The organism is Bradyrhizobium sp. USDA 4506 (assembly GCF_054058795.1).
This window is the reverse complement of the sequence record NZ_JBSSBM010000002.1, coordinates 8,281,381-8,302,263: the sequence shown is the minus strand read 5'-3', so window position 1 is coordinate 8,302,263 and position 20,883 is coordinate 8,281,381. Positions and strand designations below refer to the sequence as shown.

The window sequence follows — 20,883 nt, the reverse complement described above, 5'->3', positions numbered from 1 at the left end:
CGTTACTCGTCCCGCGGCTTGAGATCGCGCTTGCCGTGATAGCCGCGCTTGGGACGACGCGGCGGGCCGTAGCCGTTGGCCTCGTCTTCATTGCGGGCACGCGCTTCCTCGCTGCCGGTGCGCTGCACCAGCACGCGGCGGCCCTTGCGATCGTTGATGGTTTCGCGCTTGCTGGGCTTCGGCTTCCTGGCCGGTGCATCGTCGCCGTCGGCTGCGTCACGCTGCTCCGGCCGCGTGAAGTCGGCGCCTGCGATCTTGGCGATCTTCTCGCCGAGCTGCTCGCGCAGCACCCGCGTCTTGACCTCCTCGACCTTGCCCTCCTCGAGCTCGCCGAGCTGGAACGGGCCGTAGGAGATCCGGATCAGGCGGTTCACCTCGAGCCCGAGATGCGCCATCACGTTGCGCACCTCGCGGTTCTTGCCTTCGCGGATCGCGAACACCACCCACACATTGGCGCTCTGGTCGCGCTCCAGCGTCGCGTCGATCGGTCCGTATTTGACGCCGTCGACCTCGACGCCACCCTTGAGCTGGTCGAGCTGGCCCTGCGTCACCTCGCCATGCGCACGCACGCGGTAGCGGCGCAGCCATCCGGTGTCGGGATGCTCCAGCGTCCGCGCCAGGCCGCCGTCATTGGTCAGCAGCAACAGGCCCTCGGTGTTGAAATCCAGCCGGCCGATCGAGATCAGCCGCGGCAGGCCCTCGGGCAGATTGTCGAACACGGTCGGCCGCCCCTCGGGATCGGCATGCGTCGTCATCAGCCCGCGCGGCTTGTGATACATGAACAGCCGCGTCCGCTCGCGCGGCGGCAACGGCTTGCCGTCGACCGCCACGACATCGTTCTCGGTGATATCGAGCGCCGGCGAGTTGATCACGCGTCCGTTGACGGTGACGCGCCCTTGCGTGACGATCTCCTCGGCATCGCGGCGCGAGGCAAGACCGGCGCGCGCCAATACCTTGGCGATGCGTTCACCTGTCTTCTTCGGCTTCGGCTCGGGACGCTCGCGCCGGTCGTCATAGGCGCGCTCGCGATAGGCGCCGCGGCCGCCGAAGGCCGGGCGCTTCGCAAAGACCTTGCTGTCGTCCTCATTGTCGCGGCGCGGCCGGTCGGAGAAGCGGCCCTCGCTGCGCGGATGCTCCTGCCAGTCGGTACGGCCTTCGGGGCGCTCACGCCGACGATCGTCGCGGCCACCATCTTCATCATGACGATCCCAGCGCGGCCGGCCGAACTTCGGACGATCACCTTGCTCACGGTCGTCGCGGGACCTCGAGAACCGCGGACGTTCGCCGCCACCGCGATCCTCGCGCGACCGCGAAAAGCGCGGGCGCTCGTCGCCGCCGCGGTCGTCGCGCGATTTGCGATCCCGCTTTTGCCAGGGCTTCTCGTCGCTGCGGTCGCGGCCTTCGAAGTCGCGGTCGCGCTTGAAGCGCGGTCGATCGCCGAAATCGCGGCGCGGTGCGTCGCCGTCCTCGCGGCGGCGGAACGGGCGGCCCTCGCCCTTGTCGCGGAATGAACCCTTGTCGCGATCGCCGCGCGAAAACTTCCTGTCGTCGAATTTGCGCTCGGCACGCTCGCCGCGCGGTGCAAAGGTCCGCTTCTCGCCGTCACGCTCGCCGCGCGGCGTGTAGGGACGCTTCTCGCGATCGCCATAGGACCGCTTCTCGCCGAACTTGCGGTCGGACGACCGGCCCTCCGAACGCGCGCCGCCGCGCTGCGGACGATCGCCCGCATCAAAGTCCCGGCGCTCGCCGCGCGGTTTGAACGGGCGCTTTCCGCCACCCTCGCCGCCGCGGTCGTCGCGCTTGAAGCGCGGCCGGTCGCCGTAATCGCGGCGCGGCGCATCGCCGTCCTCGCGGCGGCGGAACGAGCGGCCCTCGCCCTTGTCGCCGAACGAGCGCTTGTCGCGATCACCACCTTTACCGCCGAAGCTGCGCTTGCCGAACGGCTTGTCCGATCCGCGGGAGCCACTGGGCCGCCCCTTCCCGGGCGCCCCCCGGTCCCGCCGGCCGCGGGAATCGTTGTTTTTGTCGCTGTCGCGGGGCATGAATGTTCTCGCCTGGAGGTTCAATTGGGGCGCAGGGCAACCGGCGATACGCGCGCCATCTGGGCGCGACTGGCGCAAAACCGGCATCCACTTCTGCTGAAGGCGACGCTACTAGCAGGTTTCTTCCGATGATACGAGGCATGTCTGCCCCTTCTTTCATGGATTTGGCGCTAAAAACCGCCGAAAGTGCCGGAAAAGCTGGCGAGGTTCCGATCGGATGCGTGATCGTGCGGGGCTACGAGGTGATCGCCACCGCCGGCAACCGCACCCTGACCGACCATGATCCGACGGCCCATGCGGAAATCCTTGCGATCCGGCAGGCCGCCGAGGCCATCGGCACCGAGCGGCTGGTCGATTGCGACCTCTACGTGACGCTGGAGCCCTGCACGATGTGCGCCGGCGCAATCTCCTTTGCCCGCATCCGCCGGCTCTATTACGGCGCCGCCGACCCCAAGGGCGGCGCGGTCGAGTCCGGCGTGCGGTTCTTCGCGCAGCCGACCTGCCACCACGTGCCGGAGGTCTATGGCGCGGTCGGCGAGACCGAGTCTGCGCGCCTGCTGCGCGAGTTCTTCAGGGAGCGACGCTGACGAATTCGTAGCGCGGACGACCTGTAGCCCGGATGAAGCCAACGGGTCGCGCGAACGCGCGCCCGATGACAGACTCCGCGCAATCCGGGGAGACCTCTCCGCGGAAACCGTCCCGGATTTCGCTCCGCTCCATCCGGGCTACGCAGTTCTCAGCGTGCAAAATGCTGATCCCGTCATCCCCGCGCAAAGGCTTCGCCTTTGTCGCTGGAGGAGCGCGTAGCGCGTCTCGAAGGATGCACGGCCACAGTCGGGCCGTCGCCCTTCGAGACGCGCGCGATGCGCGCTCCTCAGGGTGACGGTGATAGAGTGGAGTCACCCCGCCAGGAAAAACTCCCGCAGCAGCTTCGCGGTCGCGTCCGGAGCTTCCTCGGGCAGGAAGTGCCCCGACGCCACCGGCGCGCCGCTGACATTGGTGGCCCAGGTCTTCCAGGTGTCGAGCGGCGTGGTTGCCGCGCTCGCAACCCCGGCATCGCCCCACAGCGCCAGCATCGGGATCGTGATCTTCTTGCCGGCGTCGACATCGGCCTTGTCGATCTCGTAGTCGGCATAGGCGCCGGCGCGATAGTCCTCGCACATCGCATGGATGCGCGCGGGATCGCGGAATGGCGCAAGGTAGTGCGCGAGCGCGCGCGGATCGATCGCCTCCAGCGTCTTGCTTTTGGTCTGGCTCGCCATCTTCTCCTTGAGGAAGAATTCGCCATTGTTGGAGATCAGCGTCTCCGGCAGCGGATAGGGCTGCGCCAGGAACGCCCAGTGATAGATCTTCAACGCCGACAGGCGATTGAGCTTCTGCCAGTAATCATAGGTCGGCGCGATATCGAGCACCGCAAGCTTCGACAGCCGTCCGGGATGATCGAGCGCGAGCCGGTACGACACCCGGCCGCCGCGGTCGTGGCCGGCGAGCGCGAAATGCACGTGCCCGAGTTGCTCCATCACCTCGACCATGGTCTTCGCCCAGGCCCGCTTGGTGTAGGGCGTATGGTCCTTGTCGCTGTCGGGCATATCGGACCAGCCGTAGCCCGGCAGGTCGGCGACGATCAGCGTGAACCTGTCGTCGAGTTTCGGCGCAACCGAGTGCCACATCACGTGCGTCGAGGAGAAGCCGTGCAGCAACAGCAATGGCGGGCCCTTGCCGCCGACGCGGGCGAAGATGCGGCCCTGCGAGGTGTTGATCCATTTTGATTCATAGCCGGGAAAAAGATCAGCGAGATCAGGCATCGGTAGCTCCTTCCCTGTCGCGGGCGCTGCTTCAAACTTTGTTCGGCGTTGCCGCTGGCTTTGGCGAGGTTTATGCCATCCCCAAGTCCTGCCAACAACAACATGAAACGAGGAAGTGCCATGTCGATCGACTTCGAAATCCCCGCCGAGGCCAAGGCGATCCGCGAGAAGGTTCGCAAATTCGTCCACGACGAATGCATTCCGGCGGAAAAGGAACTCGACACCAAGCCGCTTGCCGAGGTGCTGGGACCGCTGCGGAAGAAAGCCCGCGCGCAGGGCCTGTGGTGCCCGTTCGTGCCGAAGGAGTATGGCGGTATGGGCCTCGGCCCGCTCGCCAACGCCCTGGTGCAGATGGAGCTCGGCGAGAGCATGCTCGGCGCGCTCTCGATGAACACGCAGGGACCGGACGACGCTTCGATGATGACGATCCTGGCGCACGGCACCGAGCACCAGAAGGAAAAATTCCTCAAGCCCCTGCTGAACGGCGAAAAGCGCATCTGCTTCTCGATGACCGAAAAGGCCGCCGGCGCCGATGCCACCGGCATGCAGACCACGGCGGTGAAGGACGGCAACGAGAACTACATCCTCAACGGCGAGAAATGGTTCTCCTCGTCGGCGAGCGTCGCCGACCTCGCGCTGGTCATGGCGAAGACCGATCCGAACGCGCCGCGCCACAAGCAATACTCGACCTTCATCGTCGAGTTGCCCAACCCCGGCTACCGCATCAAGCCCGCAACGTCGCCAACATGGCGATCGAGGGTCCGCATGACGACGTGATCCATGGCGGCCACTCCGAGATCGAGATCAAGGATCTGAAGGTGCCGGCCGACAACCTGCTCGGCGGCGAGGGCAACGGCTTCAACATGGGCCAGCACCGCCTCGCCTACGGCCGGCTGCGCCACGGCATGCACAACGTCGCCAAGGCGCAGCGCGCGCTCGACATGGCGGCCGCTCATGTCACCAAGCGCTCGACCTTCGGCCAGTTGCTGGCCGACCGCCAGGCGGTGCAGTTCATGCTCGCCGACTGCGCGAGCGAGCTGTATATCGGCCGGCTGATGCTGCTGCACATCGCCTACAAGGCCGAGAAGGGCCTCGACATCCGCCAGGAGAACTCGATCGCCAAGATCTTCCACGCCCACATGGTGCACAAGGTGATCGACACCGCGATCCAGCTGCACGGCGCGCTCGGCTTCAGCCAGGATACCCCGCTGGCGAAATGGTACACCCAGGTGCGCTCGCAGCGGCTGGTCGACGGCCCCGACGAGGTGCACAAGTGGAAGATCGGCAAGAACGTCATCAAGGCGTTCCGCGAGCACGGCACCACAGCGTCAGCGGCAGGCGGGGATCTGCTCTGACCCACTTCGTCATTCCGGGGCGGCGCAACGCGCCGAACCCGGAATCCCGAGATGAGGTGAGAAGGTGTCCACAACATCGAGATTCCGGATCGACGCGCGATGCGCGTCGTCCGGAATGACGGCGTGGGGTCGAACCTAGCCGCTCGCCGCAAACAGTTCCCATGTCCCGGGCAGTCCCTTCAGCTCGAACGCGCCGCGCTCGGCGAATTTCAACCCGGCGCCCGCGACCAGATCGGTCACCACGCGTGACACCAGCACCTCGTTCGAGCCGCACTGCGACATCACGCGCGCCGCGGCGTGGACCGCTATGCCGCCAATATCCGTCCCCCTCACCTCGATCTCGCCGGTGTGCAGGCCCGCTCGCACCGGCAGGCCGATCTGCCGCGCGGCCGAGCCGAACGCCAGCGCACAGCGTACGGCGCGGCCGGGACCGTCGAAGGTCGCCAGAATGCCGTCGCCAGTGCTCTTCACCAGATGGCCGCGATGGCGGCCGACCATCTGCTGCGCGAGTTGATCGTGATCGTCGAGCAGACGTCGCCAACGATGATCTCCCATCGTCGCGGCGCTGCGGGTCGAATCGACGATATCGGTGAACAGCACGGTCGCAAGCACACGATCGAGCTCGCCATCACCACCATCGCGATGGCCGGTGACGAATTCCTCGACATCGCCAAGCATCGCCTCGGTCTCGCCGACCCAATAGTAGTGATCGCCGCCCGGATATTCCACGTATTTCGCGCCGGGGATCGAGCGCGCGACGGCACGGCCGAGCGCCACGGGAACGCGGCCATCGCCGGTCCGATGCAGGACAAGCGTCGGAGTCTGGAGCATCGGCAGGATCGCCGTGACGTCGATCGCGCGATTGAGAACGAGCAGCGTCCGCAACGCTCCCGGACTGCTCGACAGCCGCTCGAATTTCGCGATCTGCGCGATCACTTCCGCATTCGTTGCCTGGCTCGGCGCGACGGTCTTGACCGTGTCGCCGGAACCCCAGTTCTGCACGATCTCGTCACAGCGCAGCTGCCACACATCGTCCGCCAGGCGATCCTTCGAGCGGGCAAAGCTGCCGAGCAGAACGAGATGCGAAACGCGGTCCGGATAGGTCGCTGCAAACAGCACGCTCATCGGACAGCCCTCGGAGAAGCCGAACAACACCGCCTTCGCGGAGCCGATAGCATCCATGATGGCCCGGACGTCGTCCATGCGCTGCTCGAGGGAGGGCGCGCCGGTCATCCGATCCGACAATCCCTGTCCGCGTTTGTCGAAGGTCACGACCCGGGCGAAGCGCGACAGGCGGCGCAGCACGGCGGTGTAGCCGGGCATCTCGTGCATGAACTCGATGTGCGAGAACAAGCCGGGGACAAGGATGATGTCGACAGGACCATCGCCCATCACCTGATAGGCGATGCTCGCGTCGGCGCTTTGCGCGTAGTGCGTCTCGGGCAGTCTGAAATCGGTCATTCGAAGGCCCCGGGGCGCGCCATTGTCGCCGCTGAGGCCGGATCGATCAACCCTTCTCCGCCTCCACCGCCTGCCAGGCGATGTCGCGGCGGCAGAAGCCGTCCGGCCATTTGATGCGATCGATCGCCTGATAGGCGCGGTCGCGCGCCTCGGTGACCGTCTTGCCCATCGCGCAGACGTTCAGCACCCGGCCGCCATTGGCGATGATTGCGCCATCCTTCGCCACCGTGCCGGCGTGGAAGATCTCGACGCCCTCGACCTTGGCGGCGGCGTCGAGGCCATCGATCCGCGTGCCCTTGATGTAATCGCCGGGATAGCCCTTCGCCGCCATCACCACCGTCAGCGCCGGGTCCGGATACCAGCGCAGATCGAAGTTCTTCAATTGCCCGTCGATCGAGGCGAGCAGCGCCGGCACGATGTCCGACATCATCCGCAGCATCAGCACCTGGCATTCGGGATCGCCGAAGCGGACATTGTATTCGAACAGTTTTGGGCCCTGCGCGGTCAGCATCACGCCGGCGTAGAGCACGCCCTTGAACGGCGTGCCGCGGCTCTTCATCCCCGCCACCGTCGGCAGGATGATCCGCGCCATGATCTGGTCGTGCACCTCTGATGTCACGAACGGCGTCGGCGAATAGGCGCCCATGCCGCCGGTGTTCGGCCCCTTGTCGTGATCGAACACCCGCTTGTGGTCCTGCGCCGAGGCCAGCGGGATTGCGGTCTCGCCGTCGCACAGCGCGAAGAAGCTGATCTCGCGGCCCGACAAGAATTCCTCGATCACGACCTCGGCGCCGGCCGAGCCGAACGCGCCCTCGAACATCATCGCAATCGCGGCCTCGGCCTCGGGCAGCGTCTGCGCCACCACGACGCCCTTGCCGGCCGCAAGCCCGTCGGCCTTGACCACGATCGGCGCGCCCTGGGCACGGACATAGGCCACCGCGTCCTTCGCATTGTCGAAGCGGCGATAGGCACCGGTCGGAATGTTGAACTCGCTGCAGAGGTCCTTGGTGAAACCCTTCGAGCCCTCGAGCTGGGCGGCCTGCCGGCTCGGTCCGAACGCCTTGATGCCTTCAGCGGCGAGGTCGTCGACGATCCCGGCGGCGAGCGGCGTCTCCGGACCGACCACCACCAGATCGACCGCATTGCCCCGGCAGAATTCGATCACCGCGGCATGGTCGGCGATATCGAGCGCAACGCATTCGGCCTCGCGCGCGATCCCGGCATTGCCCGGCGCGCACCACAGTTTCGTCACCAGCGGGGATGCGACGATCTTCCACGCCAGCGCATGTTCGCGGCCGCCGGAACCGAGCAGGAGGATGTTCATCTGTGTCGCCGATCAGAGGGGTTGTAACGCCATTTCGTCCGGTTTAGCACGCTCCCGAACCGCAGCAACACGCGGTTCGATCAGATGTGGATATGTGATTCGACGCCCGAAACGCGGCGTCCGGACCTTGCACACGGGGTCGAAAACCCCGATTCTATAGATCAGATGATCGCTGCTCCGAATCTCGTCAACGCGCCCGAATTCACCGTCTCGGAACTCTCTTCCGCCCTGAAGCGGACGGTGGAGGACCGCTTCGGCCACGTCCGTGTCCGCGGCGAGATTTCGGGCTTTCGCGGCCCGCATTCCTCCGGCCACTGCTATTTCGCCCTGAAGGACGAGAGCGCCAAGATCGAGGCGGTGATCTGGAAGTTCGCCCATGCCCGGATGCGTTTCAAGCCGCAGGAGGGCCTCGAGGTCATCGCCACCGGCAAGCTGACCACCTATCCGAACTCCTCGAAGTACCAGATCGTCATCGATTCGCTGGAGCCCGCCGGCGTCGGCGCGCTGATGGCGCTGATGGAGGAGCGCAAGAAGAAGCTCGCCGCCGAGGGCCTGTTCGACGAGGCCCGCAAGCGGCTTTTGCCCTGGCTGCCCGAGGTGATCGGCGTCGTCACCTCGCCGACCGGCGCCGTGATCCGCGACATCCTGCACCGGCTGGAGGACCGCTTCCCCCGCCGGGTGCTGGTCTGGCCGGTCAAGGTGCAGGGCGACGGCTCGGCCGAGCAGGTCGCGGCCGCGATCCGCGGCTTCAATGCGCTTCCGGAGGGCGGCCGGATTCCACGGCCTGACCTCTTGATTGTCGCGCGCGGCGGCGGCTCGCTGGAGGACCTCTGGTCGTTCAACGAGGAGATCGTGGTCCGCGCCGCGGCCGAGAGCCATATCCCGCTGATCTCGGCGGTCGGCCACGAGACCGACATCACGCTGATCGACTTCGTCGCCGACAAGCGCGCGCCGACGCCGACCGCCGCCGCCGAAATGGCGGTGCCGGTGCGCAGCGAGCTGTTCGTCGAGGTCGCGGCGCTCGCCCGCCGCACCATGGTGTGCTGGCAGCGTGCCCAGGAGGCCCGCCGCAACGAGCTGCGCGCTGCGGCGCGGGCGCTGCCGGCGGCGCACGAACTGCTCGCGATCCCGCGGCAACGGCTCGATCATCTCGCAGCGGGATTGCCGCGCGGGCTGAAGGCCAATACGCACGCGCATTTCCGCCGCTTTGCCGCCAGCAGTTCGCGCCTCACCATCGGCGTGCTGCGCGGCCAGATCGCGCATGCGCGGCAGCGGCTCACCGCATCCGGCGAGCGCATCACGCTGTCGGCGCGCGCGCTGCTGCATCGCCGCCGCGAGCGCTTTAGCGGGCTCGAGATCCGGCTCAAGGCCTCGAAGCTCGCCAACGCCAAGGCCCAGCGCAACGCGATCGCCCGCGATCTCGAGCGCACCCACCGCCTCGCCGAGCGCGCCCGCCGCGCGCTGGTGACGACGATGCAGCGGCTCGAGGCGCGCGTTGCCCATAGCGGCCAGCTGTTGTCGGCGCTGTCCTATCGCGGCGTGCTGGCGCGCGGCTTTGCGCTGGTGCGCGACGCGCACGGCCACGCCCTGCACTCCGCCGCGGCGGTCGGCCCGAACGCCGGCCTGTCGATCGAGTTCGCCGATGGCCGCGTTGCCGCCACCGCGAACGCCGATCAGCCTCCGGCAACGGTAGCGCCCGAGAGCCAGCCGAAGCCTCAGCCGCGCGAGGCGAAACCGGCGGCGCCGAAGCGCGTCACCAAGCCGGTCGATCAGGGTAGTCTGTTCTAGCCCGGCAACAACTGACTTAGCGCGACAGCCACTCGGCGACTTGCTTTTGCGCATCCTGGCGCGCGCCGGTATCGGTGCCGACGTGACCGCGCTCGGCGATCTCGGCATCGGAGGCCGCGACCGCGTGCAGCGGCAGGTTGGGCCGGTCGAAGTCGTGATAGGCCTCGGGATAGACCACGATCCGCGCCAGCGCGCTGCGGCCGCGGGCGCCGTCGACCATCTGGTGGCAGGCCGATGACGATGTCACGTCGTCGCGCGCGCCGATCAGCACCAGCGTCGGCACCCGCGCGCTCCAGCCGAGGCCGAACGAGGCGCGGCAATCCGGATAGAATGCGACCGCCGAGCGAAAGTCCGGCTCGACGTTGCGCGACCACATCTGCGGCCGCACCGCCCACAGCAAAGCGGCGGCGCCGTTGCCCCAGCCGATCAGGCTGATGCGGTGCTTGGCCACCCATTTCTGCTGCACCAGCCACTGCCGCGCCGCGTTGATGTCGGCGACCCGCGCACGGCGGGTCTGGACCTGATGCTCTTTGATGCGGCACTGCGGACCGAGCTCGCGCGAGCCGTAGCTGTCCGGCAACAGCACCGCATGGCCGGTCGTCAGCAATTGCTCGGCCCAGTCGCGATAGCGCGGCAGGACCGGCTCGGAACGGCCGGCGAGACCGCCGCAGCCATGCAGCGCGATCACGGTCGGGAACGGGCCATCGCCATCGGGCCGGTAGAGCTGCGCGTGCAGCGTGACGTTGCCTTCGGGGATCTCGACCTGATGCGGGGCCGGGAGTGGCGCCGCGGCCACGGCCGGCACGGCAAGCATGGCGAGGCACAGGAAAACTGACGTGAGGCGCATCCGATCCGGCCGGCTCGTTATGGCGCTGCAAACACAGCGGACCACGGCCGCAAGGCTACCATGCGCCTCCGCCGCCAAATCATCACAAGTCGGTGGTTTAACGGGCGGACATGACACCCTATCTGTGATAGACGGTTTCATCGACATCCAGATGGCCTCATTGGAGGCAAGGCGGAGAGCTCAATCGTGCTGAACAAGTTCGGTCCCTCGGGCCATGGCGAAGCGCAGGTGCAATATCTCGACGGCGATTTCCGCGTGATCTCGCCCGGCACCTTTGTGCGTTGTGCCATCACCGACGTCCGGATTCCGCTCGACGAACTGAAGTACTGGAGCGTCGACCTGCAGGAAGCCTACGCCACCCCGACCGCCGTGCTGCAGCGCCATCATCCCGGCGTCCTCAAGCCGCAGGCCTAGGCTCAACGCCGGGTTCATTTGGAGAGCCTCCTGTCCCGCGCCCTGAACAGTTGATCGGCCACCAGGCGCCGCAGCGCGTCGCCATCATCGAATTGCAGCGTCACCGCAAACGGCACGATCGCCTGTGCCCAGGCCGGCATCCCGTCCGGACCACGCAACCGAGCGAGATCCTTTTCCGTCGTCACCAGCGTCAGTCCGTCGCGACGCGCGTCGGCAACGAGCGCTTCGATCTCCTCCTTCGTGAAGGCGTGATGATCGGCGAAAGCCTTGCTGCGCACCACGTTGACGCCGCTTGAGCGCAACGTGCTGAAGAAGCGCGCGGGATCGCCGATGCCGGCAAAGGCGAGCGCGCGCGTTCCGCGCAGCGCCGCCAGCGAAGCTTGCTCCGGCTTCAGATGCGCCGACAGCACCGGCTTGCCGCGGGACGCGAGATCGGCCGCAATCCTTTGCGCCGCGCTCCCCTCGCCGACCACGATCAGCGCGTCGGTCCGTTCCAGCTGCCCCACCAGCGGCGCGCGCAACGGTCCGGCCGGAATCACGCGGCCATTGCCGACGCCGCGCGTGCCGTCGATCACGATCAGGCAGGCATCCTTCGCCACCGAGGGATTCTGGAAGCCGTCGTCCATCAGGATCACGCTGGCGTCCTGCGCGCGCGCCAGCGCCAGGCCTGCGGCGCGATCGCGCGACACCACGACCGGCAAGCTCGCCGCCATCATCAGCGGCTCGTCGCCGACATCGGCCGCCGTGTGGCTGCCGCGATCGACCTTGACCGGGCCAGCGAGCCTGCCGCCATAGCCGCGGCTGAGCACCACCGGCCGCTCGTCAATTTCGCGCAGCAATTTTGCCAGCGCCAGCACCGTCGGCGTCTTGCCGGCGCCGCCGACATGGTAATTGCCGACGCAGACCACGGGAATGCCGGCATCGACGCCGGATTGCCGCATCCGCCGTGCGGCGACCGCGCCGTAAAGCGCGGCGAGCGGTTGGAGCAGTTGCGATGTCCAAGACGACGGCCGGTGCCAGAAGGCCGGCTCACGCATTGGCGGCTCCCATCTCGAGCCGCAACTGCAACAGATAGGGCTCGAGAGCGGTCACCGTGCGCTCCAGCGCGCCACCGAGCTGTTCGACGACGCGCTCGGAGGCCGCCAGCGAATTGTCGCGGGCTGCGGAATCCGCAAGGAACTGGCCGAGCTGCTTGACCAGCGCTTCCCGATCATCGGCGCGGCGCGCGCCGCCGGCGCGATCGAGCGCCTCATAGACATCGGTGAAGTTGAACACGTGCGGGCCGTGCACGATCGCCGCGCCGAGCTTGATCGCCTCAATCGGATTCTGGCCACCATGCGCAACCAGCGAGCCGCCCATGAACACGATCGGCGCGAGGCGATAGAACAGGCCGAGTTCGCCCATCGTATCGGCGACATAGATATCTGTTGTCGCGACCGGCAGATCCTCGTGCGAGCGCAGACCAGCGCGCAGGCCGGCCTCCGTCACCAGCCGCGCCACCGCCTCGCCGCGCGCGGCATGCCGCGGCACGATCACCGTGAGCAGGCCGGGGAAGAATCCGGCGAGCGACTTGTGCGCCTCGATCAGGATCTCCTCCTCGCCGGGATGGGTCGACGCCGCAACCACGATGGCGCGGCCGCGGGTCACCGACATCAACCGCTCCAGCTTGGCCGGATCGGCCGGCGGCGCCGCGACGTCGAGCTTGAGGTTGCCGGTGACGACGACGTTGTGGCTGCCGAGCGCGGCAAAGCGTTCGGCGTCGGTGTTCGACTGCGCGAGGCAGATGTCGAACCGGCCGAGCAACGCGCCGATGGTGTTGGAGACCCGGCGCCAGCGCGGGAAGGAGCGCTGCGACATTCGCCCATTGATCAGCACCATCGGCAGCCGCCGCGCGGCGCTCGACAGGATCAGATTCGGCCACAAATCGGATTCGATGAACAGCGCCAGCGACGGATGCCAGTGATCGAGGAAGCGCGTCACATAACGCGGCGAGTCGTACGGCACGTATTGATGGATGACGTCGGGCGGGAAGCGCTTGGCGACGATCGCGGCCGAGGTCACCGTGCCCGAGGTGAGCAGGATGCGCAAATTGAGCGCGCGCAGCCGCTCGATCAGGCCGGCCGCTGCCAGTACCTCGCCGACGCTGGCGCCGTGAATCCATACCAGCGGGCCCTGCGGCCTGGTATCGGCGCTCACGCCGCGCCGCTCGCCGACACGTTCGGGATCTTCCTTGCCGAGCTTGAGCCGCCGCTTGATCAGGGCAGGCGCGAGCGGCACCATCGCGGACGACAGCTTGCGGTACACACGCAACGTCATCGGTAGCGAGCTAGCCAAGCGCTGCCTCCGGCCGCCCGACCGCTGCATAGGCACGTCGGGTCGCCTCGTTGAGAAGTTCCTCCACGTGCTGCCGAAGCTTTTCCATCGTCGCGGCGTCGGCGTCGGGCGGCACATAGACCGGCTCAATACCTACCACTGCGCCGCGCCCGAATGGCAAATTGATGGTGGTCGAATCCCAGTTTTTCAACCGGATGAATCGGCTGGTGACCATCGCAAAGGGGATGATCGGCCGGCCGGTCTCCCGCGCCAGCATGATGGCCCCGAGGCCCGCCACCCGCGCCCGCTTCGGCACGTCGGCGGTGGTGGCCATGTTGCAGCCGTCTTCCAGCGCCCGAACCATCTCCAGGAAGGCGCCGACGCCGCCCTTGCGATGGAACGCGCCGGAATGATCGCCGGAACCTCTGATGGTGCCGATGCCGAGCCGCTCCACCGCGAGGGCGTTGAACTCGCCGTCGCGGTGGCGGGAGATCAGGACCTTGGCGCGGTAGCTCTCCTTGGTCTTGATGAACGGCGTCATGAAGTGCTGGCCGTGCCAGAACACGAAGATCGCCGGCATCAGGGGCTCGACGATCCCGTACACGTCATGCGGCTGGTAGCTGAAGCGGTTGGTGTACCACACCAGCCGCAGATACTCGGCCGCAAGCACACCCAGCGCGCGCTGCACGAAGCCGCTGCGCAGCAGATCGCGAAAAAGTCGTTTCAATGGGAATGCTTTGTGTCCTGCTCAGGATCGAGCAACCGGTGGAGGTGAACGACGAAGTAGCGCATCTGGGCGTTGTCCACGGTCTGCTGCGCCTTCGCCTTCCAAGCCGCATAGGCGGTCGCATAGTTCGGGTAGACGCCGACGATCTCGACTTCGTCCAGGTTCTTGAAGGTGTTGTGCTCGAGATCGGTCAACTCGCCGCCGATCACGAGGTGAAGCAGCTGGGGCTGGGCATTGTCTGACATGATGGTGCTTTTCCTAACGAGATGCCCGGCAAACAAATGAAGTCGTAGTCGTCACAGGTCTGGTCGTAACACGTCTGGTCGTAACACGTCTGGTCGTCACAAGGCGGTCGCAACAGGTCTGGTCGTCACAATCGGAAACGCGGCGCGGATCGGCGAGGCCTCACGGCAAAGGACGGCTGCGAAAATGCTCGACAATGCGTGCATGACGTTCGCGTCCCGCTGCCACCAGCACCCCATGCGTCACCTCCCGGCGATTGTACTCAATCGCGTCCCCCGAGAGCGCGGTCATCTTACCACCCGCTTCCTGCACGATCAAATTCGCGGCGGCAAGATCCCAGTCGCGGCTTTGCCCGCCCGCAAAGGCCGCGTCAAGTCGACCTTGTGCTACACGGCACAACCGCAGCGCCAGCGATCCGATGCGCGGATAGAGCGTGATCTCGTCCGGCGTCGGGCTGAGCCGCTGCACCAGCGGCTTCGGTCCCGCCATCCGCGGAAAGTTGAAATCGGTGCCTGCGGTTGCATGCACCGCGCCGTCGTTCAGGGTGGCGCCCTGTCCGCGGGCGGCGAAGAAGAACTCCTCGCTGACCGGCGCATACACCGCCGCGAGCACCGGCGATGCATTTTCAACCAGCGCCACACTGACGCACCAGTCCTCGCGGCCGGCGAGATAGGCGCGGGTGCCGTCGATCGGATCGACGATCCAGGTGAAGCGCCTGCCGAGGCGGGTGTCGTTGTCGGCGCTCTCTTCCGACAGCCAGCCGTAGCCGGGCGTTGCCGAACGCAGCTGCTGCTCCAGCAGGTCATTGACCGCGATGTCGGCCTCGGAGACCGGCGAGGACGCGCCCTTGATCCAGTTCTTCAATTCGGTGCGGAACAGTGACGATGCGAGCCGGCCCGCTTCCTGCACCGATCTGGTCAGCAAGGCGGCATCGCGCGCCTTGGTCCAGTCGTCCGTATCAGCGTCCGCCAAGCGTCAGGCCCTCGATGCGCAGCGTCGGCGAATTGACGCCGTAGCGGAATTCCAGATCGTTGGCGGCGACCAGCGACTTGAACATCGGCAGCAGATGGCCGGCGATGGTCACTTCGCTGACCGGATAGGTGATCTCGCCGTTCTCGATCCAGAAGCCGGACGCGCCGCGGCTGTAATCGCCGGTCACGCCGTTGACGCCGGAGCCGATCAGGTCGGTGACATAGAAGCCCTGCTTGATGTCGGAGATCAGCTCCTTCGGCGTCACCGCACCCGGCTCGAGATGCAGATTATACGTTCCGGGCGACGGCGAGGACGACACGCCGCGATGCGCATGACCGGTCGTAACAAGCCCGAGCTCGCGCGCGGTCGCCGAATCCAGTACCCAGGTGGTGAGCACGCCCGCATCGATCAGCGCCGTCTCCTTCACCCTGACGCCCTCGGCATCGAAGGTCTGCGAGCGCAGGCCGCGCACGCGCAAGGGATCGTCGATGATGCGGATGTCTTTGGAGAACAGCTGCTCGCCGAGCTTGTCCTTCAGGAAGCTGGTCTTGCGCGCGATCGAGGCGCCGTTGATGGCGCCGACGAGATGGCCGACGATCGAACCGGCCACCCGCGGATCGAACACCACCGGCACCTTGCAGGTCTCGACCTTGCGCGGATTGGACCGCGCCACCGCTCGCTCTCCGGCCTTGCGACCGACGGTAGCAGGTGAATCGAGATCGGAGGCATGCGGCGCGCTGGTGAAATCGTAGTCGCGCTCCATGCCGGTGCCCTCACCGGAAATCGCCGTCGTCGAGATGCCGTGGCTGGAGCGCAGATAAGAACCGTGGAAGCCGGTCGACGTCACCAGCACCATGCCGCCGATCCCGGTCGAGGCCGACGCGCCGCCGGACTTGGTGACACCCTTGACCGCAAGCGCCGCAGCCTCGGCTTCGATCGCGCGCTGCTCCAGCTCGGCCGTGCTCGGAACCTTGCGATCGAGCAGATCGAGATCGGGGAAATCGTGGGCGTGGAGCGCCGGATCGGCGAGACCGACATATTTGTCGTCCGGCGCCACGCGCGCCATCGCGACCGCACGCTCGGCAAGCTTGGCGACCCCGTCGCCGCTGACGTCATTGGTCGACACCACCGCCTGGCGCTGTCCGACGAACACCCGCAGGCCGACGTCATCGCCTTCGGAGCGCTCGGTTTCCTCGACGCGGCCGTCGCGCACCTCGACGCCCTGCGAGACGCCGCGCACCGCGATGGCATCGGCCGCATCGGCGCCCGCGCGCCTGGCGGCATCGACCAGGCGCTGTGCAAGGTCGCTCAGGCCCGATTGGTCGAACAGATCGGAGCTATCGCCGTGTCGCGATGCAGATGGTGAAGAGTTCACGAACGAATTCCTGCGGATTGAGGGGGGCCCGGAACGAGGTCGACAGACCCACCAGATGTGCCGGTTTCACAGGGATTTCAAGCACTTTGCGCCGGCAGGCAACAAAGATTTGAGTGATCGGGGCAAGGCTTCGTCAATCATGCGGGCCAACCTCTTGTCAATCATGGCACGAGGTGAGGAGGGATTAACCAGGCTTTTTAAGGGGGAACGGACATCGCTCGGCTAGGCTCTCACACAACGACCGGGAACATAATCCCGGCGGGGAGACAGAGCTTTGAGGCGTCAAACACCAACAAGCGGAATCAATTCCGCCGGGTCGAGCTGCGCGTTGCGGCTCGACCCTCTTTCCCTTCCGCTCAGCTTCCACGCGCAGGACGCGCGCGCGGATGGCGGCATGCGGCAGGTCGAGCTTCATCGCGAACATGTCGTGCTGCGCCGTGCCGTTCTCGGCATGCGGATGGCGGTCAATGTTCGCGTCAGCGACTTTCTCGGCGTCGCGGTGCGCGGCATCGACGACGCGCAGATGCTGGTGCTGGTTCACCGCGATCCCGCGCTCAGCATTCCGCTCGGCTCCAGTTCGGATGCCGAGGAGATCAGCTCCGCCTGGCAGATGTGGAGCGACATCTTCCGTCTCCCGCAACTGACCGAGCCTGCGCCGCGGACGCCCTCCCCGCGCCGCCGTCGCCGCAACGCGATCCGCGCGCGGAGACCGAAATTCCTGGTCCGCCGCCGCGCCGGCGTCAGCCTCAACGGCACCAGCGTACATCGCGGCGAACGCGAGATCATCGCGCGGGATTGAGTTCGGCGCACTCAGCATGAACGGGATCGCGGCCCCAGCGTCGCGCAACAATTGTGATTTGGGGTAATGGGTCCTGGCTTTCGCCAGGACGACGATGAGGATGGGACGACGATGAGGATGGGTTTCGATTCATCGTCTCACACCACGCGGTGTCATCACCCGCGCATGCGTGATTTGTCGTACCTCTCGCCGTCATTTCGAGCTGCGTAGGATGGGTAGTGCGAAGCGAAACCCATCAACTCTTGTTCTGCGGCGAGAATGACGGGTATCGCTTCGCTCCACCCATCCTGCGAAGTCATCACGCCGCGCGCAGCACCGCGTCGACGACGAGGCTCGCGAACAGGATCAAGCCGGCGTCGCGGTTGGACTTGAAGATGCGCAGGCAGAGCGCACCATCGCTGATGTCGAGCCGCCGGACCTGCCAGGCGAGATGCAACGCAAACGCCGCCAGCCCGATCCAGGCCGGCCAGCGCGCCCCTGCGAGTGCGAACGCCACGCCGATCAAGAGCACGGCGAGACCATAGAAGATCACGAGCGCACGATGGGTGCGTGCACCGAACAGGCGCGCGGTGGATTTGACGCCGATCAGCGCATCATCCTCGGCGTCCTGATGGGCGTAGATGGTGTCGTAGGCGATCACCCAGGCGATCGATCCGGCGTAGAGCGCAATCGCGGCCAGATCGATGCGCTCGAGCGTCACCGCAAATCCCATCAGCGCGCCGTAGGAGAAGGCAAGGCCGAGCACGACCTGCGGCCACCAGGTAATCCGCTTCATGAACGGGTAGATCGCGACGATCAGAAGCGAGGCGATGCCGGTCATCACCGCGAAGCGGTTGAACTGCAGCAGCACGAGAAGCCCGATCAGCGCCTGCAGGACCATGAAGACCACCGCCTGCATCACCGTGACCTGCCCGGCGGGGATCGGCCGCGATCGTGTGCGTTCGACCTTGGCGTCGAGATCGCGATCGGTGATGTCGTTCCAGGTGCAGCCGGCGCCGCGCATCACAAAGGCGCCGATGAAGAACAGCAGGACCACGAGCGGCAGCGAGCGCACATCATGCGCGACGCCGGCGGCAAGCGCCGCCGACCACCAGCACGGCATCAACAACAGCCAGGAGCCGATCGGCCGGTCGTAGCGCGCAAGCCGCAGATAAGGCCGCGTCCAGACCGGCGCATGGGTATCCACCCAGTTGCCTGTGGAGTCGGCAACGCGGGTGGAGACATCGCTCATGGGTGATCCATCAACGGGTGAGGACGTTGCCGTTCAGCGTATCGAAGGTGCTGCCGCCCTTCTTGGTCGGCGTCGCTTCCGGCAGCGAGGCGGACGAACCGAGCACGTCGCTCAAGCTCGGCCCCGCTGGCCCACGCGGCTGCGCCGCCGCCTGCTCCGCGACATTGCAGACCTTCTTCAGCAGCGCTTCGGTATTCTTGTGTCCGGCCTTGAGCTGGTCGGCGATCTGCGGCGGAATTCCGCACTTCTGCGCGTTGGTGTCGACATATTTGATCATCTTGATCTCGGCCTGGCTGTAATTGCCGATCAGCTTGCAGGCCTCCTGGGGGCTGGCGTGGCGATCGCTCGCCGCCTTGATCGCCTTGCCGCGCTTCTCCGCATCCTCGCGCAGCGGCGTGAAATTCTTCATGCAGGCGTCGGCGGCACCACCACCACCCGCACCCGGCGGGGGCGGCGACGACAGCCCGCCGCCGGCGATGGGGGCCGCGCCACTGCTCGGAAATGCCGACGGCGTGGCACCGACCCTGGCCGCCGGCGCGCCGTTGACCGGCGGGAATGCGGAATCCGAGGCGGTTCCGGCCTGGCTTGGACGCATGCCATTGACCGGCGGAAACGCAGGGTCGGACGCGGTGCCGGCCTTACCGGCCTGATTGGGCAACGGGGCCGGAAAGGCGCTCTGCGCGGCGGCTTGCCCCACGGACAGGGCGGTCGCGGCAACGGTCAGCACGATCAGACGGCGGATCATCGAGGGTGTTTCTCCGGCAAAAGGTCCAGGCAACCCCAGCGCAACAAAAACGAAGCAACGAATTTTGGGGGCGTTTTACGATTCCTGTGAGGCCTTAACAACCCGTGGATTTGGGCGACAGCGCGGCGTAGGGCCACACCGGCCACATTAAATTGTGCCCCGATTCTAAGCCTTTAGGCTACGAACGGCGGTAAAATGGACCATCAAATTTGCCTGAACAGGATTTTCGGTAAGGCCCCGGTTTGGATTTATGGGCCGACGCCGCGGGCGACCGAACAGCAAAAGGGACCGCGTGCAAGCGGCCCCTTGGACTAAAGAAATGACTTGGTGACAGAAGCAATATATCGACGCTCAATATTACCTGGCTGGCGAGTTCCTGAGGAGTCCGCGGGATTACGGTGTCGCGCAGTTTGGTAAACTGGCCACACCGCACTGAAGCCGCCTCGGATATGCCTGAACTCGATTTCCGCAGCCCCCGCCTGTTTGTCGACGCACCGCTCGGCGCCGGCGCAACCGTTCCGCTCGAACGCGATCAGAGCAACTATCTCGGCAACGTGCTGCGGCTCGGCGCCGGCGACAGCGTGCTGGTGTTCAACGGGCGTGACGGCGAATGGCGCGCCGAGATTTCCGGCCGCAAGCGCCCCGACACGCTGACGGTCGCGGCACAGACCCGCGCACAGGACCGCCTGCCCGACGTCACCTATGTGTTCGCGCCGCTGAAGCATGCGCGGCTCGATTACATGGTGCAGAAGGCGGTCGAGATGGGCGCCGCGCGGCTCGTGCCGGTGCTGACACGCTTCACCCAGGTGTCGCGGGTCAACGGCGAGCGGATGCGCGCCAATGTGGTCGAGGCCGCCGAGCAATGCGGGATCATCTCGCTCGCCGAAGTCGCCGCCCCCCTGCCCCTCGAACGTTTCCTGGCGGGCCGCGACCCGGCGCGGCTGCTGGTGTTTTGCGACGAGGCGGCCGAGGTCGAAAGCCCGGTGCAGGCGCTGGCGGCGGCAACGGCTGCGAATGCCGGGATCGATGTCCTGATCGGTCCGGAAGGCGGCTTTGCCGAGGAGGAGCGCGCGCTGCTGCTGCGCCAGCCCGCCATCCTCCGCCTCGCCCTCGGCCCGCGCATCCTGCGCGCCGACACCGCCGCGGTCGCCGCGCTGGCGCTGGTGCAGGCGGCACTGGGGGACTGGCGAGGAAATGGGCCACACACTCCCTCCCCGTCATCCTGAGGTGCGAGCCTCTTCGGCGAGCCTCGAAGGATGCACGGCCCGGCTGGTGGCCGTCGATCCTTCGAGGCTCACTGCGCTCGCGCCTCCAGCGACAAAGGCGAAGCCTTTGCGCCGGGATGACGGAACCTGCAGCTCGTTTGCCCGATGAAAGCCGTGGACAAACATCTGCCCCTAGCCAAGCCGTCGCAAAATCGTTAACGCACGCAATCATTAAGC

Annotated in this window: 20 protein-coding genes; 7 read left to right on the top strand and 13 right to left on the bottom strand. The window is 66.5% G+C overall.

The window, feature by feature from the left end; genetic code table 11:
- Positions 1 to 2: 2 nt before the first annotated feature.
- Positions 3 to 2,042 carry a pseudouridine synthase gene (locus ACVIHF_RS41255; RefSeq protein WP_456793760.1) on the bottom strand — a complete coding sequence of 680 codons (2,040 nt, stop codon included), beginning with the start codon at positions 2,040 to 2,042 and terminating at the stop codon, positions 3 to 5.
- Positions 2,043 to 2,182: 140 nt separating this feature from the next.
- On the opposite strand from ACVIHF_RS41255, the gene ACVIHF_RS41250 reads away from it, so the two are divergent.
- Positions 2,183 to 2,629, top strand: coding sequence for a nucleoside deaminase (locus tag ACVIHF_RS41250; protein WP_225163883.1), 447 nt, complete (start codon positions 2,183 to 2,185; stop codon positions 2,627 to 2,629).
- 312 nt (positions 2,630 to 2,941) lie between these two features.
- On the opposite strand, the gene ACVIHF_RS41245 is transcribed toward ACVIHF_RS41250, so the two are convergent.
- Positions 2,942 to 3,847, bottom strand: coding sequence for an alpha/beta fold hydrolase (locus ACVIHF_RS41245; protein WP_310879653.1), 906 nt, complete (start codon positions 3,845 to 3,847; stop codon positions 2,942 to 2,944).
- A gap of 120 nt (positions 3,848 to 3,967) precedes the next feature.
- Here ACVIHF_RS41245 and ACVIHF_RS41240 point away from each other — a divergent pair, with 120 nt between their 5' ends.
- On the top strand, positions 3,968 to 4,624 hold the full coding sequence (locus ACVIHF_RS41240) for an acyl-CoA dehydrogenase family protein (protein ID WP_456793759.1): 657 nt from the start codon (positions 3,968 to 3,970) through the stop codon (positions 4,622 to 4,624).
- Positions 4,594 to 5,202 (top strand): acyl-CoA dehydrogenase family protein, encoded by a 609-nt coding sequence (locus ACVIHF_RS41235; RefSeq protein ID WP_456793758.1) that lies wholly within the window; start codon positions 4,594 to 4,596, stop codon positions 5,200 to 5,202. The genes ACVIHF_RS41240 and ACVIHF_RS41235 overlap by 31 nt, the downstream gene beginning before the upstream one ends.
- Positions 5,203 to 5,337: 135 nt before the next feature.
- Here the strand turns inward: ACVIHF_RS41235 and ACVIHF_RS41230 are convergent, their stop codons facing one another.
- Together ACVIHF_RS41230 and purD are read right to left on the bottom strand one after the other, a co-directional pair.
- Positions 5,338 to 6,663 (bottom strand): adenylate/guanylate cyclase domain-containing protein, encoded by a 1,326-nt coding sequence (locus ACVIHF_RS41230; RefSeq protein WP_253604256.1) that lies wholly within the window; start codon positions 6,661 to 6,663, stop codon positions 5,338 to 5,340.
- A 46-nt stretch (positions 6,664 to 6,709) separates the two neighbouring features.
- Positions 6,710 to 7,987, bottom strand: coding sequence for a phosphoribosylamine--glycine ligase (purD, locus tag ACVIHF_RS41225; RefSeq protein ID WP_456793757.1), 1,278 nt, complete (start codon positions 7,985 to 7,987; stop codon positions 6,710 to 6,712).
- A 165-nt stretch (positions 7,988 to 8,152) separates the two neighbouring features.
- Between purD and xseA the strand changes: the two genes are divergently transcribed.
- Positions 8,153 to 9,775: an exodeoxyribonuclease VII large subunit gene (gene xseA, locus ACVIHF_RS41220; protein ID WP_456793756.1), complete on the top strand. Its 1,623-nt coding sequence runs from the start codon at positions 8,153 to 8,155 to the stop codon at positions 9,773 to 9,775.
- 16 nt (positions 9,776 to 9,791) lie between these two features.
- On the opposite strand, the gene ACVIHF_RS41215 is transcribed toward xseA, so the two are convergent.
- Positions 9,792 to 10,622 (bottom strand): dienelactone hydrolase family protein, encoded by an 831-nt coding sequence (locus ACVIHF_RS41215; protein WP_456793755.1) that lies wholly within the window; start codon positions 10,620 to 10,622, stop codon positions 9,792 to 9,794.
- A gap of 186 nt (positions 10,623 to 10,808) precedes the next feature.
- On the opposite strand from ACVIHF_RS41215, the gene ACVIHF_RS41210 reads away from it, so the two are divergent.
- Complete coding sequence (locus ACVIHF_RS41210; protein WP_016848019.1) at positions 10,809 to 11,036, top strand: DUF2093 domain-containing protein; 228 nt, start codon at positions 10,809 to 10,811, stop codon at positions 11,034 to 11,036.
- 14 nt (positions 11,037 to 11,050) lie between these two features.
- Here the strand turns inward: ACVIHF_RS41210 and lpxK are convergent, their stop codons facing one another.
- The 6 genes from lpxK to ACVIHF_RS41180 all read right to left on the bottom strand — a co-directional run bounded on the left by lpxK (position 11,051) and on the right by ACVIHF_RS41180 (position 16,666).
- A complete protein-coding gene (gene lpxK / locus ACVIHF_RS41205) occupies positions 11,051 to 12,073 on the bottom strand; it encodes a tetraacyldisaccharide 4'-kinase (RefSeq protein ID WP_310879649.1) in 1,023 nt (340 codons plus the stop codon).
- A complete protein-coding gene (locus ACVIHF_RS41200; protein ID WP_253604265.1) occupies positions 12,066 to 13,400 on the bottom strand; it encodes a 3-deoxy-D-manno-octulosonic acid transferase in 1,335 nt (444 codons plus the stop codon). Before ACVIHF_RS41200 ends, lpxK begins: the two co-directional genes overlap by 8 nt.
- Positions 13,363 to 14,076, bottom strand: coding sequence for a lysophospholipid acyltransferase family protein (locus tag ACVIHF_RS41195; protein ID WP_050384219.1), 714 nt, complete (start codon positions 14,074 to 14,076; stop codon positions 13,363 to 13,365). Before ACVIHF_RS41195 ends, ACVIHF_RS41200 begins: the two co-directional genes overlap by 38 nt.
- A complete protein-coding gene (locus ACVIHF_RS41190) occupies positions 14,073 to 14,321 on the bottom strand; it encodes a DUF4170 domain-containing protein (RefSeq protein WP_016848023.1) in 249 nt (82 codons plus the stop codon). The genes ACVIHF_RS41195 and ACVIHF_RS41190 overlap by 4 nt, the downstream gene beginning before the upstream one ends.
- 160 nt (positions 14,322 to 14,481) lie before the next feature.
- Complete coding sequence (locus ACVIHF_RS41185) at positions 14,482 to 15,291, bottom strand: 3'(2'),5'-bisphosphate nucleotidase CysQ (protein WP_225163891.1); 810 nt, start codon at positions 15,289 to 15,291, stop codon at positions 14,482 to 14,484.
- Positions 15,278 to 16,666 carry a TldD/PmbA family protein gene (locus tag ACVIHF_RS41180; RefSeq protein WP_310879648.1) on the bottom strand — a complete coding sequence of 463 codons (1,389 nt, stop codon included), beginning with the start codon at positions 16,664 to 16,666 and terminating at the stop codon, positions 15,278 to 15,280. The genes ACVIHF_RS41185 and ACVIHF_RS41180 overlap by 14 nt, the downstream gene beginning before the upstream one ends.
- 274 nt (positions 16,667 to 16,940) lie before the next feature.
- On the opposite strand from ACVIHF_RS41180, the gene ACVIHF_RS41175 reads away from it, so the two are divergent.
- On the top strand, positions 16,941 to 17,465 hold the full coding sequence (locus ACVIHF_RS41175; protein WP_310879647.1) for a DUF6101 family protein: 525 nt from the start codon (positions 16,941 to 16,943) through the stop codon (positions 17,463 to 17,465).
- 298 nt (positions 17,466 to 17,763) lie between these two features.
- On the opposite strand, the gene ubiA is transcribed toward ACVIHF_RS41175, so the two are convergent.
- On the bottom strand, positions 17,764 to 18,696 hold the full coding sequence (gene ubiA, locus ACVIHF_RS41170) for a 4-hydroxybenzoate octaprenyltransferase (RefSeq protein WP_310879646.1): 933 nt from the start codon (positions 18,694 to 18,696) through the stop codon (positions 17,764 to 17,766).
- A 10-nt stretch (positions 18,697 to 18,706) separates the two neighbouring features.
- Positions 18,707 to 19,441, bottom strand: a complete 735-nt coding sequence (locus tag ACVIHF_RS41165; RefSeq protein ID WP_092086865.1) for a hypothetical protein — start codon at positions 19,439 to 19,441, stop codon at positions 18,707 to 18,709.
- A 449-nt stretch (positions 19,442 to 19,890) separates the two neighbouring features.
- Here ACVIHF_RS41165 and ACVIHF_RS41160 point away from each other — a divergent pair, with 449 nt between their 5' ends.
- Positions 19,891 to 20,667, top strand: coding sequence for a 16S rRNA (uracil(1498)-N(3))-methyltransferase (locus ACVIHF_RS41160; protein ID WP_456793754.1), 777 nt, complete (start codon positions 19,891 to 19,893; stop codon positions 20,665 to 20,667).
- The last annotated feature ends 216 nt before the right edge of the window (positions 20,668 to 20,883 follow it).